This is a genomic window from Kitasatospora sp. NPDC002965, assembly GCF_040611255.1.
In the GTDB taxonomy this organism is placed as follows: domain Bacteria; phylum Actinomycetota; class Actinomycetes; order Streptomycetales; family Streptomycetaceae; genus Kitasatospora.
The window spans coordinates 13,471-29,181 of the sequence record NZ_JBEXNT010000045.1; the positions used below are offsets into that span (position 1 = coordinate 13,471).

General features: G+C 73.9%; 16 protein-coding genes. 9 read left to right on the forward strand and 7 right to left on the reverse strand.

What is annotated here, in order from left to right; all coding sequences use genetic code 11:
• Positions 1–327 (reverse strand): hypothetical protein, encoded by a 327-nt coding sequence (locus tag ABZY91_RS19085; RefSeq protein ID WP_329878608.1) that lies wholly within the window; start codon positions 325–327, stop codon positions 1–3.
• Between the two features lie 319 nt (positions 328–646).
• Here ABZY91_RS19085 and ABZY91_RS19090 point away from each other — a divergent pair, with 319 nt between their 5' ends.
• The 7 genes from ABZY91_RS19090 to ABZY91_RS19120 all read left to right on the forward strand — a co-directional run bounded on the left by ABZY91_RS19090 (position 647) and on the right by ABZY91_RS19120 (position 9,720).
• A complete protein-coding gene (locus tag ABZY91_RS19090; protein ID WP_355403735.1) occupies positions 647–2,473 on the forward strand; it encodes an LCP family protein in 1,827 nt (608 codons plus the stop codon).
• Between the two features lie 316 nt (positions 2,474–2,789).
• Positions 2,790–3,575 carry a VOC family protein gene (locus tag ABZY91_RS19095; RefSeq protein WP_355403737.1) on the forward strand — a complete coding sequence of 262 codons (786 nt, stop codon included), beginning with the start codon at positions 2,790–2,792 and terminating at the stop codon, positions 3,573–3,575.
• 91 nt (positions 3,576–3,666) lie between these two features.
• Positions 3,667–4,416, forward strand: a complete 750-nt coding sequence (locus ABZY91_RS19100; RefSeq protein WP_329878602.1) for a beta-phosphoglucomutase family hydrolase — start codon at positions 3,667–3,669, stop codon at positions 4,414–4,416.
• Positions 4,413–6,824, forward strand: coding sequence for a glycosyl hydrolase family 65 protein (locus tag ABZY91_RS19105; protein WP_355403739.1), 2,412 nt, complete (start codon positions 4,413–4,415; stop codon positions 6,822–6,824). Before ABZY91_RS19100 ends, ABZY91_RS19105 begins: the two co-directional genes overlap by 4 nt.
• 112 nt (positions 6,825–6,936) lie before the next feature.
• Positions 6,937–8,685 (forward strand): pyruvate dehydrogenase, encoded by a 1,749-nt coding sequence (locus tag ABZY91_RS19110; protein ID WP_355403741.1) that lies wholly within the window; start codon positions 6,937–6,939, stop codon positions 8,683–8,685.
• A 161-nt stretch (positions 8,686–8,846) separates the two neighbouring features.
• A complete protein-coding gene (locus ABZY91_RS19115; protein ID WP_329878596.1) occupies positions 8,847–9,485 on the forward strand; it encodes an XRE family transcriptional regulator in 639 nt (212 codons plus the stop codon).
• 40 nt (positions 9,486–9,525) lie between these two features.
• Positions 9,526–9,720 (forward strand): DUF6126 family protein, encoded by a 195-nt coding sequence (locus ABZY91_RS19120; protein ID WP_355403743.1) that lies wholly within the window; start codon positions 9,526–9,528, stop codon positions 9,718–9,720.
• 12 nt (positions 9,721–9,732) lie between these two features.
• On the opposite strand, the gene ABZY91_RS19125 is transcribed toward ABZY91_RS19120, so the two are convergent.
• From ABZY91_RS19125 to ABZY91_RS19135, 3 genes are all read right to left on the reverse strand, one after another.
• Positions 9,733–10,317, reverse strand: a complete 585-nt coding sequence (locus ABZY91_RS19125) for an NAD(P)-binding domain-containing protein (protein ID WP_355403746.1) — start codon at positions 10,315–10,317, stop codon at positions 9,733–9,735.
• 144 nt (positions 10,318–10,461) lie between these two features.
• Positions 10,462–11,991, reverse strand: a complete 1,530-nt coding sequence (locus ABZY91_RS19130) for a PLP-dependent aminotransferase family protein (protein ID WP_355403748.1) — start codon at positions 11,989–11,991, stop codon at positions 10,462–10,464.
• Positions 11,992–12,015: 24 nt separating this feature from the next.
• Complete coding sequence (locus ABZY91_RS19135) at positions 12,016–12,180, reverse strand: hypothetical protein (protein ID WP_355403751.1); 165 nt, start codon at positions 12,178–12,180, stop codon at positions 12,016–12,018.
• Here ABZY91_RS19135 and ABZY91_RS19140 point away from each other — a divergent pair.
• Positions 12,164–13,054: a hypothetical protein gene (locus tag ABZY91_RS19140; RefSeq protein ID WP_355403753.1), complete on the forward strand. Its 891-nt coding sequence runs from the start codon at positions 12,164–12,166 to the stop codon at positions 13,052–13,054. The genes ABZY91_RS19135 and ABZY91_RS19140 overlap by 17 nt on opposite strands.
• 24 nt (positions 13,055–13,078) lie before the next feature.
• On the opposite strand, the gene ABZY91_RS19145 is transcribed toward ABZY91_RS19140, so the two are convergent.
• The gene (locus ABZY91_RS19145) at positions 13,079–13,549 is read right to left on the reverse strand and encodes a carboxymuconolactone decarboxylase family protein (RefSeq protein ID WP_329947874.1); all 471 of its coding nucleotides are present in this window, start codon (positions 13,547–13,549) and stop codon (positions 13,079–13,081) included.
• Between the two features lie 98 nt (positions 13,550–13,647).
• On the opposite strand from ABZY91_RS19145, the gene ABZY91_RS19150 reads away from it, so the two are divergent.
• Entirely contained in the window at positions 13,648–14,538 is an 891-nt protein-coding gene (locus tag ABZY91_RS19150; RefSeq protein ID WP_355403755.1) for a sigma-70 family RNA polymerase sigma factor, read from the forward strand.
• A 116-nt stretch (positions 14,539–14,654) separates the two neighbouring features.
• Here the strand turns inward: ABZY91_RS19150 and ABZY91_RS19155 are convergent, their stop codons facing one another.
• Entirely contained in the window at positions 14,655–14,861 is a 207-nt protein-coding gene (locus ABZY91_RS19155) for a DUF397 domain-containing protein (RefSeq protein WP_355403758.1), read from the reverse strand.
• Entirely contained in the window at positions 14,848–15,687 is an 840-nt protein-coding gene (locus ABZY91_RS19160) for a helix-turn-helix transcriptional regulator (protein ID WP_355403760.1), read from the reverse strand. Before ABZY91_RS19160 ends, ABZY91_RS19155 begins: the two co-directional genes overlap by 14 nt.
• Positions 15,688–15,711 lie beyond the last annotated feature (24 nt).

Consider the following 15,711-nt stretch of genomic DNA (forward strand, 5'->3'; position numbering starts at 1 on the left):
CTACGGCCCGGTCGGGCCGGACGACGGCGAGGGGCTCGCCGTCGGCGCCGGACCCGGCGATCCGGTCGGCCCGCCGTACGGCTGCACCTGGCGTTGCTGCTGCTTCTGCTGCTCCGCCTTCTGCTTCGCGAGCGTGGCCTGGAGGAACGACCAGCCGACGCAGCCCGCGCAGAGGACGGCCGCGATGGCGATCCCCGCGAACACCTTCCCGAGCCGTTCGTCCGCCGCCCGGCGCACCCGCTCCGCGCCGAAGAGCAGCGAGTCCCGCATCCTGCGGCGGCGTACCGCCACCGACTCCAGGAGCTGACTGTCGTAGTCCCGTGCCATTCGCCGCCTGCCGTCTCCCCCGTGTGCTGCCTGTGCAACATAAAGCATGCACCCGTCACTGGACACCCCCGGCGGCGTGCGGGGCGGGGCCTGTGACGAGGCCAGGTTGTTCGTATGGGCGATTTGTACGCTCCGGGTGAATCTCCCGGGGAGCCGGCGGACCGGTGGGGCGGAACGGGCGCCCGGGGGTGGTGCCGGGGAGCCCGTCCGTTATTGCGACCGTCGTATGTGCAACCCGGAGGCGGTCTCGACCGTCTTCTCTGTGTGCAGTGCGTCCGGTCGCAGGGGGGCGCGGCGTCCGGCAGTGAAAGGTGCACGCATGTCAGGTCAGTGGGGCGAGAGCCCGGCTCGTGGCGACGACGCGCCCGGTGCGCTGACGGACGGCGGCGCGGCCGGCGGTGCGGTGCCGCCGCCGCGGACCGGTGGACGGGCCGAGGCCCGGCGGGCCGCGCAGGGCAGGGGCGGGCCGGGCAACGGCGGGCCCGCCAAGGCCGGGCCGCACAGGGGCGGCACCGCGGCACCGGGCACGTCTCCGGCGGGCACGTCCCCGGCGGGTGCGTCCCCGGCGGGCGGACGCGCGGCGGCCCGGGCGAGCCGGAAGCCGAAGCGGAACGTCAAGAAGATCGCCGCCTGGTCGGCCGCCGGCGCGCTGGTGCTGATCGCCGGGACCGGTGGCGCGATCTACTGGAAGCTCAACGGCAACATCAAGTCCTTCGGCAAGGACGGCGTCGCCGCCGAGCGCCCGCCGGAGGCGGCGGCGGACGCCAACGGCAACAAGCCGGTCAACATCCTGCTGATCGGCTCGGACAGCCGCGGCAAGGGCAACGCGGACCTCGGCGGCGGCGAGGACGGCGGCGCCCGCTCGGACACCACGATCCTGCTGCACGTCTACGCCGACCACAAACACGCGGTCGGGATCTCGTTCCCGCGCGACACCCTGGTCACCCTGCCCAAGTGCAAGCAGGCGAACGGGCAGTGGACGAAGGAGCACGTCGGGAAGTTCAACGAGGCCTTCTCGACCGGAGGGTCGGAGACGGGGAACCCGGCCTGCACCCAGAACGCGGTGGAGAAGATCACCGGCATCTTCGTCAACCACACCATCGTGGTGGACTTCCAGGGCTTCGCCGCGATGACCAAGGCGGTGGACGGCGTCGACATATGCCTGCCGGAGGACATCTACGAGAAGGACCTCAACCAGAAGCTGCCCAAGAAGGGCGACGTGGTCCTGAAGAGGGGTCCGCAGAAGGTGCAGGGCCAGCAGGCGCTCGACTACGTGCGACTGCGTCACGGCATCGGCGACGGCTCCGACATCGGCCGGATGAAACGCCAGCAGGCCTTCCTCAGCTCGCTCGCCTCGAAGATCAAGAAACAGGGACTCACCCCCACCAACCTGTTGCCGCTCGCCGACGCGGCCACCAAGTCGCTGACGGTCGACGAGGGCCTCGGCTCGGTCGACAAACTGATGTCCTTCGGTCTCTCGCTGAAGGACATCGACATGCACGACCTCAAGTTCGTCACCGCACCGTGGCGCATCCGCACCGACGAGGCCCTCGAACTCGTGAAGGCCGACGCGGACAAGCTCTGGGCGACCATCAAGGCCGACCGCACCATCGACGGCCAGAACGCCACCGGCGAGCAGCCCGCGGAGGCCACGACCCCGGCGGTGGCGCCCGCCGCGCCGACCACCCCCGCCGCCGCCACCACGGCTGCGGACACCGCCAACCAGAGCATCAAGGTGGGCGTCTACAACGGCACCGTCTCCCGCGGGATGGACGGCAAGGCGGCCGAGCTGCTGAAGACGGCCAAGTTCGCCGCCACCAGGATGGGCGCGGCGATGAACACCAAGTACGCGACCACGATGATCGAGTACGGCACGGGGCAGCGGGCGAACGCGGAGAAGGTCGCCGAGCTGTTCCCGGGGGCCTCCGTCGCGGCCGGGAAGACGGCCGGGATCACGGTGATCGTCGGCAAGGACTTCGCGGCGGCCAACGGCGGGACGGCGGACGCCACCGCCACCGCCCCCGGTGCCTCGGCCGCGCCGGCCACCCCGGCCGAGCCGGCTCCGCTGCCCACCAGCGTCATCAACGACACCCGCTCGGCGGACGACAACCTCTGCGAGGGCACGACCTACGGTTCCGGCGGCTGACCGGCCGACCGGCGTGCGTTGGCACGGACCGGCGCGCGTTGCCCCGGGCCGGCGCGCGTTGCCCCGAGTCGGTGCGCGTTTCCCCCGGCCGGCGCGCGGCCGACCCGCCCGCGCCGCCGCGGCCCGAAGGGTCCGCCACGAGGAGTGACCGCCCCGGCCGCCCCGCCGAGCGGTCGCCCGCCGGGGCGCCGTCCGGTGGCGGGATCGCGGGCGCGAGGCGATCGTGGGCGGTGTACGGCCGTTCGGTCGCGCGGCCGGTCGGCCGCGGCGTCCCGGACCGGCCGCGGCGGAGGACCATCGCTTGGGAGGCCCAGGAATGCCCGTAGTCACCGCACCGTACAAGCCCGGCACCCCGTGTTGGGTGGACCTGATGGCGAGCGACCAGCAGGCCGCACTCGACTTCTACCGTGACCTGTTCGGCTGGCAGGGCGAGGTCGGGCCGCCCGAGTTCGGCGGCTACTCCGTGTGCTCGCTGAACGGCAGGCCGGTCGCCGGGATCATGGGCAGGTCGGCCCCCGAGGGCCAGCCGCTGCCGCCGGTCGGCTGGACCACCTACCTGGCCTCGGACGACGTGGAGGCGACCGGCCGGGCGATCACCGAGGCGGGCGGCACCATCGTGTACCCGACGATGGAGGTCGGCGACACCGGCCGGATGCTGGTCGCCGGCGACCCGACCGGCGCGGTCTTCGGGGTCTGGCAGAAGCTGGAGTTCATCGGCGCGGGCGTCGTCAACGAGCCCGGCGCACTGGTCTGGAACGAGCTCAACACCACCGACACCGAGGCGTCGGGCCGGTTCTACCAGCAGGCGCTCGGCCTGCGCCCGGGCACCATCCAGGGCATGGCGGGGTTCTACTCCCTCAACGTCGGCGACCACACCGTGGGCGGGATGCAGCCGGTCGCCGGGTACCTGCCGCCGGGCACGCCCCCGCACTGGATGACGTACTTCTCCGTCGACGACACCGACTCCACGGTGGACGCCCTGGTCAAGGCGGGCGGCGCGGTGATCCAGCCGCCGTTCGACATGCAGGCCGGGCGGATGGCGGTGGTCCAGGACCCGCAGGGCGCCGTCTTCGCCGTGACCGCCACCCCCGACTCGCCCTGACCGACCCCGGCGCGGCCCCCGGCCGCCCGTTCCCGCGACGCGCCGCCGGGAATGGGCGGCTAGGTTCGCGTTCGCGGGTAAGACTGCACCCATGCTGGGGCTACCGGACGACATCCGCGCTTTCCTTTTCGACCTCGACGGGGTGCTCACCCAGACCGCCACGGTGCACGCCGCGGCCTGGAAGGACACCTTCGACGCCCTCCTGCGCGCCGAAGCGGCCCGCACCGGCGGGCCGTTCGTTCCCTTCGACGCCGTCGCCGACTACGACGCCCACGTGGACGGCCGTCCGAGACTCGACGGCACCCGCGCGTTCCTGCACAGCCGGGGCATCGACCTGCCCGAGGGCACCGACGCCGACCCGCCCGGGGCCCGCACGGTGCACGGCGTCAGCCGCGCCAAGAACGACACCGTGCTGCGGATGATCCGCGAGCAGGGCGTCCGCCCGTACGACGGCTCGGTCGCGTACGTGCGCCGGCTGCGCGCCCTCGGCCTGCCCACCGCGGTCGTCTCGTCGAGCGCCAACTGCCGGGACGTGCTGCGCGCCGCCGGCATCGAGGCGTTCTTCGACGTCGTCGTGGACGGCGTCGTCGCCAAGCGGGAGGGACTGCCGGGCAAGCCCGCGCCGGACACCTACCTGGCCGCCGCCCGGTCGTTGGGCGTGGAGCCCGCGCACGCCGCCGTCTTCGAGGACGCGCTGGCCGGGGTCGCCTCCGGCCGGGCCGGCGGCTTCGGCGCGGTCGTCGGGGTGGACCGCGCCGGCCAGGCCGACGAACTGCGCCGCGACGGCGCCACCGTGGTGGTCCGGGACCTCGCCGAACTGATCCCCGAGGAGACGGCATGACCGGCCAGGAACAGCCCTTCGTCGTCGACCCGTGGCAGATCGCCGAGCAGGGCCTCGACCTGGCCGCCATGGCCCGCGCCGAGTCCGTCTTCGCCCTCTCCAACGGCCACATCGGCCTGCGGGCGAACCTGGACGAGGGCGAGCCGCACGGCCTGCCCGGCACCTACCTGAACGGCGTCTTCGAGCTGCGCCCGCTGCCGTACGGGGAGGGCGGCTACGGCTACCCGGAGTCCAGCCAGAGCGTCATCAACGTGACCAACGGCAAGATCATCCGCCTGCTGGTGGACGACGAGCCGTTCGACCTCAGGTACGGCGAACTGCTCAGCCACCGGCGGTGGCTGGACTTCCGGGAGGGGCTGCTGCGGCGCTCCGCCGAGTGGACCTCCCCGGCCGGGCGGACCATCAGGGTCGAGTCCACCCGGCTGGTCTCGCTCACCCAGCGGGCCATCGCCGCCGTCGAGTACACCGTCGAGGCGGTGGACGGCCCGGTGCGGATCGTGCTCCAGTCCGAGCTGGTCGCCAACGAGCAGCTGCCCGGCGGTGCCGACGGCGACCCGCGGGCCGCCGCCGTCCTGGAGGCTCCGCTGCTCGCCGAGGTGAGCCACGCGGGCGGCACGAAGGCCGTGCTGGTGCACCGCACCCGGTACAGCGGCATCCGGGTCGCGGCCGGGATGGACCACGTCATCGAGGGCCCGGACCGGCTGGACACGGTGGCCGAGTCCGAGGACGACCACTGCCGGATCAGCGTCACCACCGTGCTCCGGCCCGGGGAGCGGCTGCGACTGGTGAAGTTCATGTCCTACGGCTGGTCGGCGACCCGTTCGCAGCCGGCCGTCCGGGACCAGGTGGAGGCCGCGCTGACCGCCGCCCGGTACACCGGCTGGGACGGCCTGGTCGCCGAACAGGCCCGGTTCCTGGAGGAGTTCTGGGACACCAGCGACATCGAGATCGAGGGTGACGTCGAACTCCAGCAGGCCGTGCGGTTCGCCGTCTTCCACGTCCTCCAGGCCGGTGCCCGGAGCGAGGAACGGGCCATCCCCGCCAAGGGGCTGACCGGACCGGGCTACGACGGGCACAGCTTCTGGGACACCGAGACCTTCGTCCTCCCGGTCCTCACCTACTGCCTGCCCTCCGCCGTCAACCAGGCGCTGCGCTGGCGGCACACCACGCTGCCGCTGGCCCGCGAGCGGGCGGCGCAACTCGGCCTGGCCGGCGCGGTGTTCCCGTGGCGGACGATCCGCGGTGAGGAGTGCTCGGGCTACTGGCCGGCCGGCACCGCCGCCTTCCACATCGGCGCGGACATCGCGGCCGCCGTCGCCCGGTACGCCCGGGCCACCGGGGACGTCGAGTTCGAGCGCGAGTACGGGCTGGAACTGCTGGTCGAGACGGCCCGGATGTGGCGCTCGCTCGGCCACCACGACGCGGCCGGCAACTTCCGCATCGAGGGCGTCACCGGGCCGGACGAGTACAGCGCCGTCGCCGACAACAACGTCTTCACCAACCTGATGGCGCAGACCAACCTGCGCGCCGCCGCCGAGGCCGCCGCCCGGCACCCGCGCGAGGCCTCCGCGCTCGGCGTCGACACCGAGGAGACCGCCGCCTGGCGGGACGCCGCCGCCGCGATGTTCGTCCCGTACGACGAGAACCTCGGCGTCCACCCGCAGGCCGACGGCTTCACCGACCACCAGCTCTGGGACTTCGAGAACACCCCGGCCGAGAACTACCCGCTGCTGCTGCACTACCCGTACTTCGACCTGTACCGGAAGCAGGTGGTCAAGCAGGCCGACCTGGTGCTCGCCATGCAGGTCCGCGGCGACGCCTTCACCGACGAGCAGAAGGCCCGCAACTTCGCCTACTACGAGCGGCTGACCGTCCGCGACTCCTCGCTCTCCGCCTGCACCCAGGCGGTGATCGCCTCCGAGGTCGGCCAGCTCGACCTCGCGTACGACTACACCGCCGAAGCCGCCCTGATGGACCTGCACGACCTCGGCGGCAACACCCGGGACGGCCTGCACATGGCCTCGCTGGCCGGGGCGTGCGTCGCCCTGGTGGCGGGCTTCGGCGGTCTGCGCGACCACGGCGAGACGCTCTCCTTCCGGCCGCGGCTGCCCAGCGGGCTGATGCGGCTCAGCTTCTCCCTGCTGGTCCGCGGCCAGCTGCTGGGCGTCCGGATCGGCCACGACGAGACCACCTACACGCTGCGCCGCGGCGAGGTGATCCACCTGCGGCACGACGGCGAGGCCGTCCAGGTGAAGGCCGGTGAGCCGGTCTCGCTGCCGACCACCGCCCCGCCCGCCCAGGAGCGGTGCAGCCAGCCGCCCGGCCGGGAACCGGCCCGCCGCCAGCCGCAGGCGGGCGTGGCGGGCGGGCGGGTCGGCGCGGCGGCGGACCACCTCGCGGCGGAGTAGGAGGACGCGAAGGGCCCGCCCCGGCCCTCCGTTCACCCGTACGGGCCCGCTCCGGCTGCGGGGCGGGCCCGTAGGCCGGACGGTGGCGGTGTCGTGCGGCAACCGTCGGCCGGTGGAGGAGAGCCCCGTGGTGAGTGTGGCCGAGCAGATGGTGGAGGTGCTCCGGCAGGCCGGGGTGGAGCGGGTCTACGGGGTGGTCGGCGACAGCCTCAACCCGGTGGTGGACGCGATCCGCCGAGCCGAGGGCATCAGCTGGGTGCACGTGCGCAACGAGGAGGCCGGCGCCTTCGCGGCCGCCGCCGAGGCCGAGCTGAGCGGGCGCCTGGCGGTCTGCGCGGGCTCCTGCGGGCCCGGCAACACCCACCTCATCCAGGGCCTCTACGACGCCCAGCGCAGCGGCCTGCCGGTGCTCGCGCTGGCCTCGCACATCCCGTCCGCGCAGATCGGCACCGGCTTCTTCCAGGAGACCCACCCCGATCGCGTGTTCACCGACTGCAGCAGTTGGTGCGAGACGGTCTCCACGCCCGCGCAGCTGCCCCGGCTGCTGCGGATCGCGATCCAGCACGCGCTGGGCGCGCGCGGTGTCTCCGTCCTGGCCTTCCCCGGCGACGTGGCCGCGCTGCCCGCCGCCGGACCGACCGGCACCGGCAGCTTCCTGACCGAGCAGGCCGTCGCCGCCCCGCCCTGGTCCCAGGTGCAGGCCCTCGCCCAGGCGCTCAACGCCGCCCGCCGGGTGGCCCTCTTCTGCGGCGCGGGCGTACGCGGCGCGCACGCCGAGGTGATGGCGGTCGCGGACGCCCTGCACGCGCCGGTCGGACACTCCCTGCGCGGCAAGGAGTGGATCCAGTACGACAATCCGTACGACGTCGGTATGAGCGGTCTGCTCGGCTACGGTGCCTGCCACGAGGCGCTCCACTCGGCCGACCTCGTCGTCCTCCTCGGCACCGACTTCCCGTACGACTCCTTCCTGCCGCAGGCCCACACCGTCCAGGTGGACCACGACGCCACCCGGCTCGGCCGCCGCACCCCGCTGGAACTGGCCGTGCACGGCGACGTCCCGTCCACCCTGCGGGCCGTGCTGCCGCTGCTGGAGCAGAAGACCGACCGGGCGTTCCTGGACGCCATGCTGGACAAGCACTGCCGCGCCCTGGAGGGCGTGATCGGCGCCTACACCCGGGACATCGGGAAGCACCTGCCGATCCACCCCGAGTACGTGGCCTCGGTCCTGGACGAGGTGGCCGCCGACGACGCGGTGTTCACCGTCGACACCGGCATGAACAACGTCTGGGCCGCCCGCTACCTGCAGCCCAACGGGCGCCGCCGGGTGATCGGCTCCTTCCTTCACGGCTCGATGGCCAACGCGCTGCCGCACGCGATCGGCGCCCAACTGGCCTGTCCCGGGCGGCAGGTGGTGGCGATGGCCGGTGACGGCGGGATCGGGATGCTGCTGGGCGAGCTGCTCACGGTCGCCAAGCACCGGCTGCCGGTGAAGACGGTGGTGTTCAACAACGGCGCGCTCGGCATGATCAAGCTGGAGATGCTGGTCTCCGGCTACCCCGAGTCGGAGATCGACAACGGCGACGTCGACTACGCCGGCATCGCCCGGGCGATGGGCATCCCGGCCAAGCGGGTCACCGAACCGGCCCGGGTCCGCGAGGTGCTGGAGGAGGCGCTGGAGCGGCCCGGTCCGGCACTGGTGGACGTGGTGACCGACCCGAACGCGCTCTCCATCCCGCCGCACATCACCGCCGCCCAGCTGAAGGGCTTCGCGCTGGCGGCCGGCCGGACGGTGCTCTCGGGAGGGGTGGGGCGGATGATCGACCTGGCCCGGTCCAACCTGCGGAACATCCCCAGGCCGTAGGGCGCGCCGCGGCCCTCGGGGGAGCCGGGGGAGCCGGGGGAGGCCGGAGGTGCCGGGGCCGTCGCCGGGAGGGCCGGCCGCCCGGGCGCGGGCACGCGGAGCCGAATTGCCTCTGAGGCAAGTTTCTTGCCCCTGCGGCATGTGAGGTGTCCACTGGACACATGAGCACCAGCCCAGCCGGTCCGCCCGCCGACCCCGGCGACCAGTTCGACGACCACGACGTGGCCGGCCTCGCCGCGAGGCTGCGCGAGCACCGGCTCGGCAGCCGCCTCACGCTGGAGGTCGCCGCCGCCCGGGTCGGGCTCTCCCAAGCGTACTTGTCCCGACTGGAGACCGGGCGCCGGCAGCCCTCGCTGCCCGTCCTGCTCGGCCTCGCCCGCGCCTACGGCACCTCCGTCTCCGGCCTGCTCGGCGAGAGCCTCGTCGAACCGGACCCGGTGGTGCGCGGCGGCGCCATCGAACCCGGCCGGGCCGGCGGCTGGGGCTACCGGCGGGCCGGCGCCCCCGGCCGCGCGATGCAGGCGCTGCGCGTGCACGTCCCCCCGGGGGTCCAGGACACGGTGGTCCGCGTCCACCCCGGCGAGGAATGGCTCTACGTCCTCCAGGGCCGGCTCAGGCTGACCCTCGGCGACCGCGTCCACCTGCTGGCCGAGGGCGACTCCGCCCACTTCGACTCGCTCACCCCGCACTGCATCGCCGCCGACTCGGCGGCCGGGGTCGAGCTGCTCTTCATGCACACCCTGCTGCAGAGCCCCGGCGGCGAACTCTGCCTCGGCGGCGGCCCTGCCCCGCACCACTGACCCGACGTCGGAACATCGGAACACTCGGAGGAGATCTCCCATGGCTGATCCCGCCACCCCCGCCCCGGCCGCCGCGCCCGCCGCGCCCGCCCCGGCCTCGGCCCCGAAGACCATCGACGCGGGCAAGTGGGCCAACCGCCGCGTCGGCATCCGGCTGGTGATCTACACGGTCGCCACCCACGCCTTCGCCGGTTTCATCCTGCTCCTCTTCGAGCTCGGCAACCGGAACAAGTAGCACCGGCGCCGGTCACTCGGTGACCACCCGCCACCCCAGGTGGCGCCTGCCGCTCACCGCGGTGAGCCGGACCAGCAGGCGCAGCGCGGCGTCGAGGTCGGCGTACGACTCCGGCCCCAGGTAGGCCGGGCGCAGGCCGGCCGCGCCGATCAGCCGCTCGACCGCGGCCCGGTCCGCCTCGTCGGCGGAGAACAGCAGGTCGGCGGCGGCCCCGTCGGGGTCCGGCCGGCCGAACAGCTCCACCCCGGCGCTGTTGAACGCCCGGGTGTACCGGGCCCCCGGCGCGTGCCGGGCCACGGCCTCGGCGTTGTGCAGGACGCCGTCCGGCCGCCCGGCCCGGTTGGTGGCGTCGACGACCAGCAGGCCGTCCAGGGCCGCGCCGTGCTCGGCGAGCAGCCCGTCCACGGCCGTGCCGGTGACGGCCAGGACGACGGTGTCGGCGCCCGCCAGCGCGTCGCCGATCCCCACCGCCTCCACCGGCCCGTCCGGGGCGGCGGCCGGGTCCCGGGTGCCGAGGGCGACGTCGAGCCCGGCGGTGTGGAAGGCCAGGGCCAGGCCGCGGCCGACCTTGCCGGCTCCGACGACGGCGATGCGCATGGCGGTTCCCCCTCGGGACGTGGACGGCTGCCGGAGTGAACTCCCCTGGACGGCACGGGTATTCCTGATTCGGAGCCCCGTGCTGCCGTCCCTGTCCGTGCTGCCGCCCCCCGCTCGCGCTGCGGCACCGCCGCCTCGGTGCCGCTAGCCGCCCGCTTCGGCCAGCAGCGCGCAGAGCGCGTCCAGGGCGGCCGGGAAGGCGTGCTCGGGCGGGGTGCCGTAGCCGACCACCAGGGCGGGCGGGGCGTTCGGGGCGAGCGACGGGTCGAGGAGGTGCGGGCCGAGACCGGAGACGACCAGGCCCGCCGCCCGCGCACGGGCGACCAGTTCCGCCTCCGGGCCCGCGCCGGGCGGCAGTTGCAGGACGGCGTGCAGCCCGGCGGCGATCCCGGTGACCCGGACGTGCGGGGCCCGCTCGGCGAGCGCCGCGACCAGACGGTCCCGGCGGCGCCGGTAGTGCAGCCGGGAGCGGCGGACGTGCCGGTCGTACCGGCCGGAGGTGATCAGCTCGGCGAGGGTCAGCTGGTCGATCACCGGGGACATGGTGTCCGCCAGCCGCTTGAACCGGGCGACCGGTTCGACCAGCGCGTCGGGCAGCGCCAGCCAGGCCAGCCGCAGGCCCGGGGCCAGGCTCTTGGCGGCCGTCCCCCCGTAGACCACGCGGTCCGGGTCGAGCGCCTGCATGGCGCCGAGCGGCTGCCGGTCGTACCGGAACTCGCCGTCGTAGTCGTCCTCGATCACGTAGCCGTCGTGCTCGCGCGCCCAGCGGACCGCCGCCGACCGGCGGTCGGCGGCCAGGGCCACGCCGGTCGGGAACTGGTGCGCGGGGGCGAGCAGCACGGCGCCGGCCGCCGGGGCGCCCGGCCCGGTCAGCAGGTCGGTGCGCGCGCCGTACCCGTCCATCGGCAGCGGTACGAGGGCGAGCCCGGCCGCCCGCAGGACGTCCCGCTGCGGCGGCAGTCCGTACGCCTCGACGGCCACGGCGCGGGCTCCGCGGGCGGCGCGGGAGCCGCCGTCGGCGCGACGGTGCCGCTCGCGCAGGGCTGCGGCGAGCAGACCGAGGCCCTGGCTGAACCCGGCGCAGATCAGCAGGCGCTCCGGGTCGGTGCGTACCCCGCGGACCCGGGCCAGGTAGTCGGTGAGCGCCCGCCGCAGCTCGATCCGGCCCAGCGGGGAGCCGTAGTCGAACACGTCGTGCGGTGCGGTGGCCAGCGCCCGCCGGGCGGCGGCCAGCCAGGCGGTGCGCGGGAACAGCGAGAGGTCCGGCCGGCCGGGCAGCAGGTCGTGCCGCCCGGTGGGCCGGATCCCCGGCGGCAGGGTCGCGGGGCGCTCGGCGGGGCGCGGCGTGGCGCGTTCGGCCACCGTGGTGCCGGACCCCTGCCGCGAACTGAGCCACCCCTCGGCGGTGAGCTGCCCGTACGCCTCCACGACGGTGTTCCGGGCGATCCCGAGGTCCTCGCCGAGCGCCCGGGAGGACGGCAGCCGGGTACCGGGCGCCAGCCGTCCGTCCTGCACGGCCTCGCGCAGCGCGTCCTCCAGGGCCGCCCGCAGCCCGGTCCCGGCGGCCCGCCGCCCGGTGAGGTCGAGGTGCAGATCGCCGCCGAAGGCGGTCCAGGAAGCGGCCCGGGGAGAGGGGCGGCGGGCGGCCCTGGAGGGCGGTCGGCGGGCGGTCATGTCCGGATTATCGCGGCACTCCCGTCACCCCGGGATCTCCGATACATTGCGCCCGACCGGGACGACCACGGTGGGGGTGGCGAACATGGCGCGGCGGTACGGCAGTTCGGGCGACGGCCCGAGAGGCGGCGGGCGGCGGTCCGGTGGCGGGGGCTGCCTGAACGCCTTCTTCATGCTGATCTTCTTCACGGTGCTGGGCTACCTGCTCGCCCTGCCCGTCCTGATACCCGCCGTCATGAAGGGCCAGACGCCGCCGCTGCACGCCACCCCGGCCCAGGTGGCGATCCTGGCCGGCATCTCCTACGCGGTCGCCCTGCTGCTGGACTGGCAGGCCGGTCGCCGCCGCCGGGTCGAACCCTGGGTGGTCCCGGTCCGGGCGGCGGCCCTCACCGGACTCGCCGCGCTGGTCGCCCACCTGGTCGGCGCGTACCTCGCCCCGCAGGTCTTCGGGGTGCGGGACCCGGCCGGGGCCAACGCCTCGGCCCTCCAGTGCGTCGTGGTCGGCGCGATCGCCTGGGCCTGGCGGCTCCGCGTCCGGTCCTGGGCCGGCGGCCCGCCGGAGCGGTCCTGGAACCCGCCGCGCCGCACCGACTCCCGGACCAGGACCGTCGCCCGCCCGGCCGCCGGGGAGGTGTGGGTGGCGATGGTGCCGTTCCGCGACCGGGCGGAGGCGGCCCGGCACTACTGCGTGATCCTCCAGGCCCAGCAGGGGTACGCGGAGGTCCTGCAGATCACCAGCAAGGACAAGGACCACCGCGACGACTACATCCGGATGGAGAACGAGGGCTGGGACCGCACCGGCAAGCCGTCCTGGGTCGAGGTCGGGATGGTGCCGCGCCGGGTGCCCTACGAGAGCTTCCTCTCCGACCACCCGCAGGGGCCCTGCCCGCCGCGGATCTGGCGTGAGATCCAGCGCCGTCAGTCCGCCCTCGGCCCCGGCCGTCCGCCCCGGCAGCGCCCGGTCGGCGGTTCCTCCGGCGGCCCGTCGGGCGGTCCGGCCGGCGGCTCCTCGGGCCCCGGCCGGCGCCGCCCGCCGAACTCGGGGCGCGGGCGCCAGTCCTGAGCCGGGCCGCCGCCCGCCGACCGCTCAGTTCCAGGTCGCACCGGCCGGCTCCTGGATCGTCGCGTTGATCCGGTTGAAGAAGTTGGTCAGCCCGATCATCAGGATGATCGCGGAGAGCTGCTCCTCGCCGAAGTGGTCCGCCGCCGCGTCCCAGACGTCGTCCGGCACGGCCTGCCCGGAGCGGTCGGCGATCCGGGTCGCGGCCTCGGTCAGCGCCAGGGCCGCGCGCTCCTCGTCGGTGAAGTACGGCGCCTCCCGCCAGGCGGCGACGGCGTGCAGCCGCTCGTCCGTCTCGCCGGCCTTCTTGGCCCCGGTGACGCCCGCGACGACGCAGGCGCTGCACCCGTTGATCTGGCTGGCCCGCAGGTGGACCAGCTCCATGGTCCGGTGGGGCACGCCGCCCTGGTACATCGCCTTGTAGATGTTCTGGATGCCCTTCATGGCGTCCGGCAGGACCATGGCGGGGTTCTTCATCCGGGCCGTGTGGGTGGTCATCTGATGGTCCTCCAGCTCAGGGGGCCCGGCGCGGGCGTCGCGCGGACCGGTTAACGTCCGTCGAAGCACTGACGGATCCCGACGCGAGGATGTGACAGGTGAACGGGGAAGATTTTCTGGCCGCGCGGTTCGAGGAGCACCGACCCCATCTGCGGGCCGTGGCCTACCGGATGCTCGGCTCGCTCAGCGAGGCCGAGGACGCGGTGCAGGAGGCCTGGTTCAAGCTGGAGCGGGCCGACACGAGCGCGGTCACCAACCTGGGCGGCTGGCTGACCACGGTGGTCGGCCGGGTCTGCCTGGACCTGCTGCGCTCGCGGGCCGCCAGGCGCGAGGACCCGATGCAGGACCGGGACGGCCGGGAGGTCCGGCTGCCCGACCCGGTCATCGGCGGGGCGCAGGCCGTCGACCCGGAGCACGAGATCCTGATGGCCGACTCGGTCGGCATCGCGCTGATGATCGTGCTGGAGACGCTCTCCCCCGCGGAGCGGCTCGCGTTCGTGCTGCACGACCTGTTCTCGGTGCCCTTCGACGAGATCGCGCCCGTCCTCGGCCGCACCGCCGCCTCCACCCGCCAGCTCGCCAGCCGTGCCCGCCGCCGCGTCCAGGGCGCCGCGCCCGCGCCGGACGCCGACCTGGCCCTGCGGCGCGAGGTCGTGGAGGCCTTCCTGGCCGCGGCTCGCGGCGGGGACTTCGACGCGCTGCTCGCGATCCTCGACCCCGAGGTGGTCGCCCGCAACGACGGCGGTGTCCTGCGGCCCGGCCTGGTCCGGCGCGGCGCGACCGAGGTGGCGTCCGGGGCGAGCGTGTTCGCGGCCCGGTTCGCGGGGGAGACCCGTCTGGTGCTGGTCAACGGCGAGCCCGCCGTCGCCGTGTTCGCCGACGGCCGCCCTGTCTCGCTCGCGGCGTTCACCGTCCGCGGCGGCAAGGTCGTCGCGATGGACATCTTCACCGACCCGGAGCGCCTGGAGCGGCTCGGCCTGTCGGCCTGACGGGTGCCGCCCGGCGGGAGCCCTCCCGCCGGGCGGCCGGCCGCGCCGGAACGCCGCCACCACCGCACCGAGCGCGCCCGCCGCCCGGAGGCACCTCGGACGGCCGGCCCGACCGGTCAGACGTCGCCGAACTCCCCGCCCCGGGCGGCGGTGACGAAGGCCTGCCAGGCGGCCGGGCTGAAGGTGAGGTCCGGCCCGTCGGGGTCCTTGGAGTCCCGGACCCGCCCCGGAGCAGCGTCGTCCACCTCAACACAGGTGCCGTTGTTGCCGCCGCTGTGACTACTCTTCCGCCAGCGGGCCAACTGCTGATCAGTCTCGCGCATTTTCGTGTTCCTCCGCCGCCGACAGGAGCAGGGCCAGGGACGCCTCCGGCGACAACGCGGCGGCCCGTGCCAGATCGTAGGACTCCTGGCAGCGGGCGAACAACTGGTAATCGTCGATCAGTTGACCTGCGTGTGGACCTTCGATATAAGCGAGCGGCGGCGCGTCGAGAAAGGTCATCAGCGACAGAATTCCCTCAAGTAGCGCATGGGCCCGGTCGAAGGGAGCGATCTGCACGATGACACGGCGCCGTTTGATCAGTTCTGCGACGTGGTGGAGCTGCGCAGCCATGATGTCTTGGCTGCCGATCGTTCGACGGATCACCGCCTCGTCCAGGATGTACCACAGCTTGGGGCCGTCGGGGTCGGCCACGAGGTTGGTTCGTTCCATCCGGGCGGCGATCCGGTTGTTCAGCTCGTCCTCTGTCAGCAAGGGTTGAGCGCTCAGAAAGATCGCCCTCGCGTACTCGGGCGTCTGCAGCAGGCCCGGTACCACCAGTGCCGCGAACTCGCTGATCGTGACGGCCTGGCTCTCGAACTCGGCCGCTTCCTTGAAGTAATCGGCGAAACGCGAGAATTCGAGCAGGTCGTGCAGTCGCTCCAACACGCCACCTGTTGAGAGTGCTTCGTCGATCCGGAGTGACAGGTCGATCTGCGGAACTCTGACGGCCGTCTCCAATAGTCCGATATAAGCACCGGAGACAAAGGTCATGGCCCCCAACTTCTCCTGGGACATCCTCGGGGTGGCGGATTCACGCAGCCTCTTCAGCTCGGATCCGTAGAACTCCCTCGGAGACTTCCCCGGTGGCAGGATCTTCTCCTTTGCCATCGAGCCCCCTTCGCCAACAAACCA

Bases quoted from the DNA above. Each gene is read 5' to 3' on its own strand.
- ABZY91_RS19115 (WP_329878596.1), top strand. From the start codon at position 8,847: ATGAGCACCAGCCCAGCCGGTCCGCCCGCCGACCCCGGCGACCAGTTC.
- ABZY91_RS19085 (WP_329878608.1), bottom strand. From the start codon at position 327: ATGGCACGGGACTACGACAGTCAGCTCCTGGAGTCGGTGGCGGTACGC.
- ABZY91_RS19145 (WP_329947874.1), bottom strand. From the start codon at position 13,549: ATGACCACCCACACGGCCCGGATGAAGAACCCCGCCATGGTCCTGCCG.
- ABZY91_RS19090 (WP_355403735.1), top strand. From the start codon at position 647: ATGTCAGGTCAGTGGGGCGAGAGCCCGGCTCGTGGCGACGACGCGCCC.
- ABZY91_RS19105 (WP_355403739.1), top strand. From the start codon at position 4,413: ATGACCGGCCAGGAACAGCCCTTCGTCGTCGACCCGTGGCAGATCGCC.
- ABZY91_RS19155 (WP_355403758.1), bottom strand. From the start codon at position 14,861: ATGCGCGAGACTGATCAGCAGTTGGCCCGCTGGCGGAAGAGTAGTCAC.
- ABZY91_RS19100 (WP_329878602.1), top strand. From the start codon at position 3,667: ATGCTGGGGCTACCGGACGACATCCGCGCTTTCCTTTTCGACCTCGAC.
- ABZY91_RS19095 (WP_355403737.1), top strand. From the start codon at position 2,790: ATGCCCGTAGTCACCGCACCGTACAAGCCCGGCACCCCGTGTTGGGTG.
- ABZY91_RS19160 (WP_355403760.1), bottom strand. From the start codon at position 15,687: ATGGCAAAGGAGAAGATCCTGCCACCGGGGAAGTCTCCGAGGGAGTTC.
- ABZY91_RS19130 (WP_355403748.1), bottom strand. From the start codon at position 11,991: ATGACCGCCCGCCGACCGCCCTCCAGGGCCGCCCGCCGCCCCTCTCCC.
- ABZY91_RS19125 (WP_355403746.1), bottom strand. From the start codon at position 10,317: ATGCGCATCGCCGTCGTCGGAGCCGGCAAGGTCGGCCGCGGCCTGGCC.
- ABZY91_RS19140 (WP_355403753.1), top strand. From the start codon at position 12,164: ATGCTGATCTTCTTCACGGTGCTGGGCTACCTGCTCGCCCTGCCCGTC.
- ABZY91_RS19120 (WP_355403743.1), top strand. From the start codon at position 9,526: ATGGCTGATCCCGCCACCCCCGCCCCGGCCGCCGCGCCCGCCGCGCCC.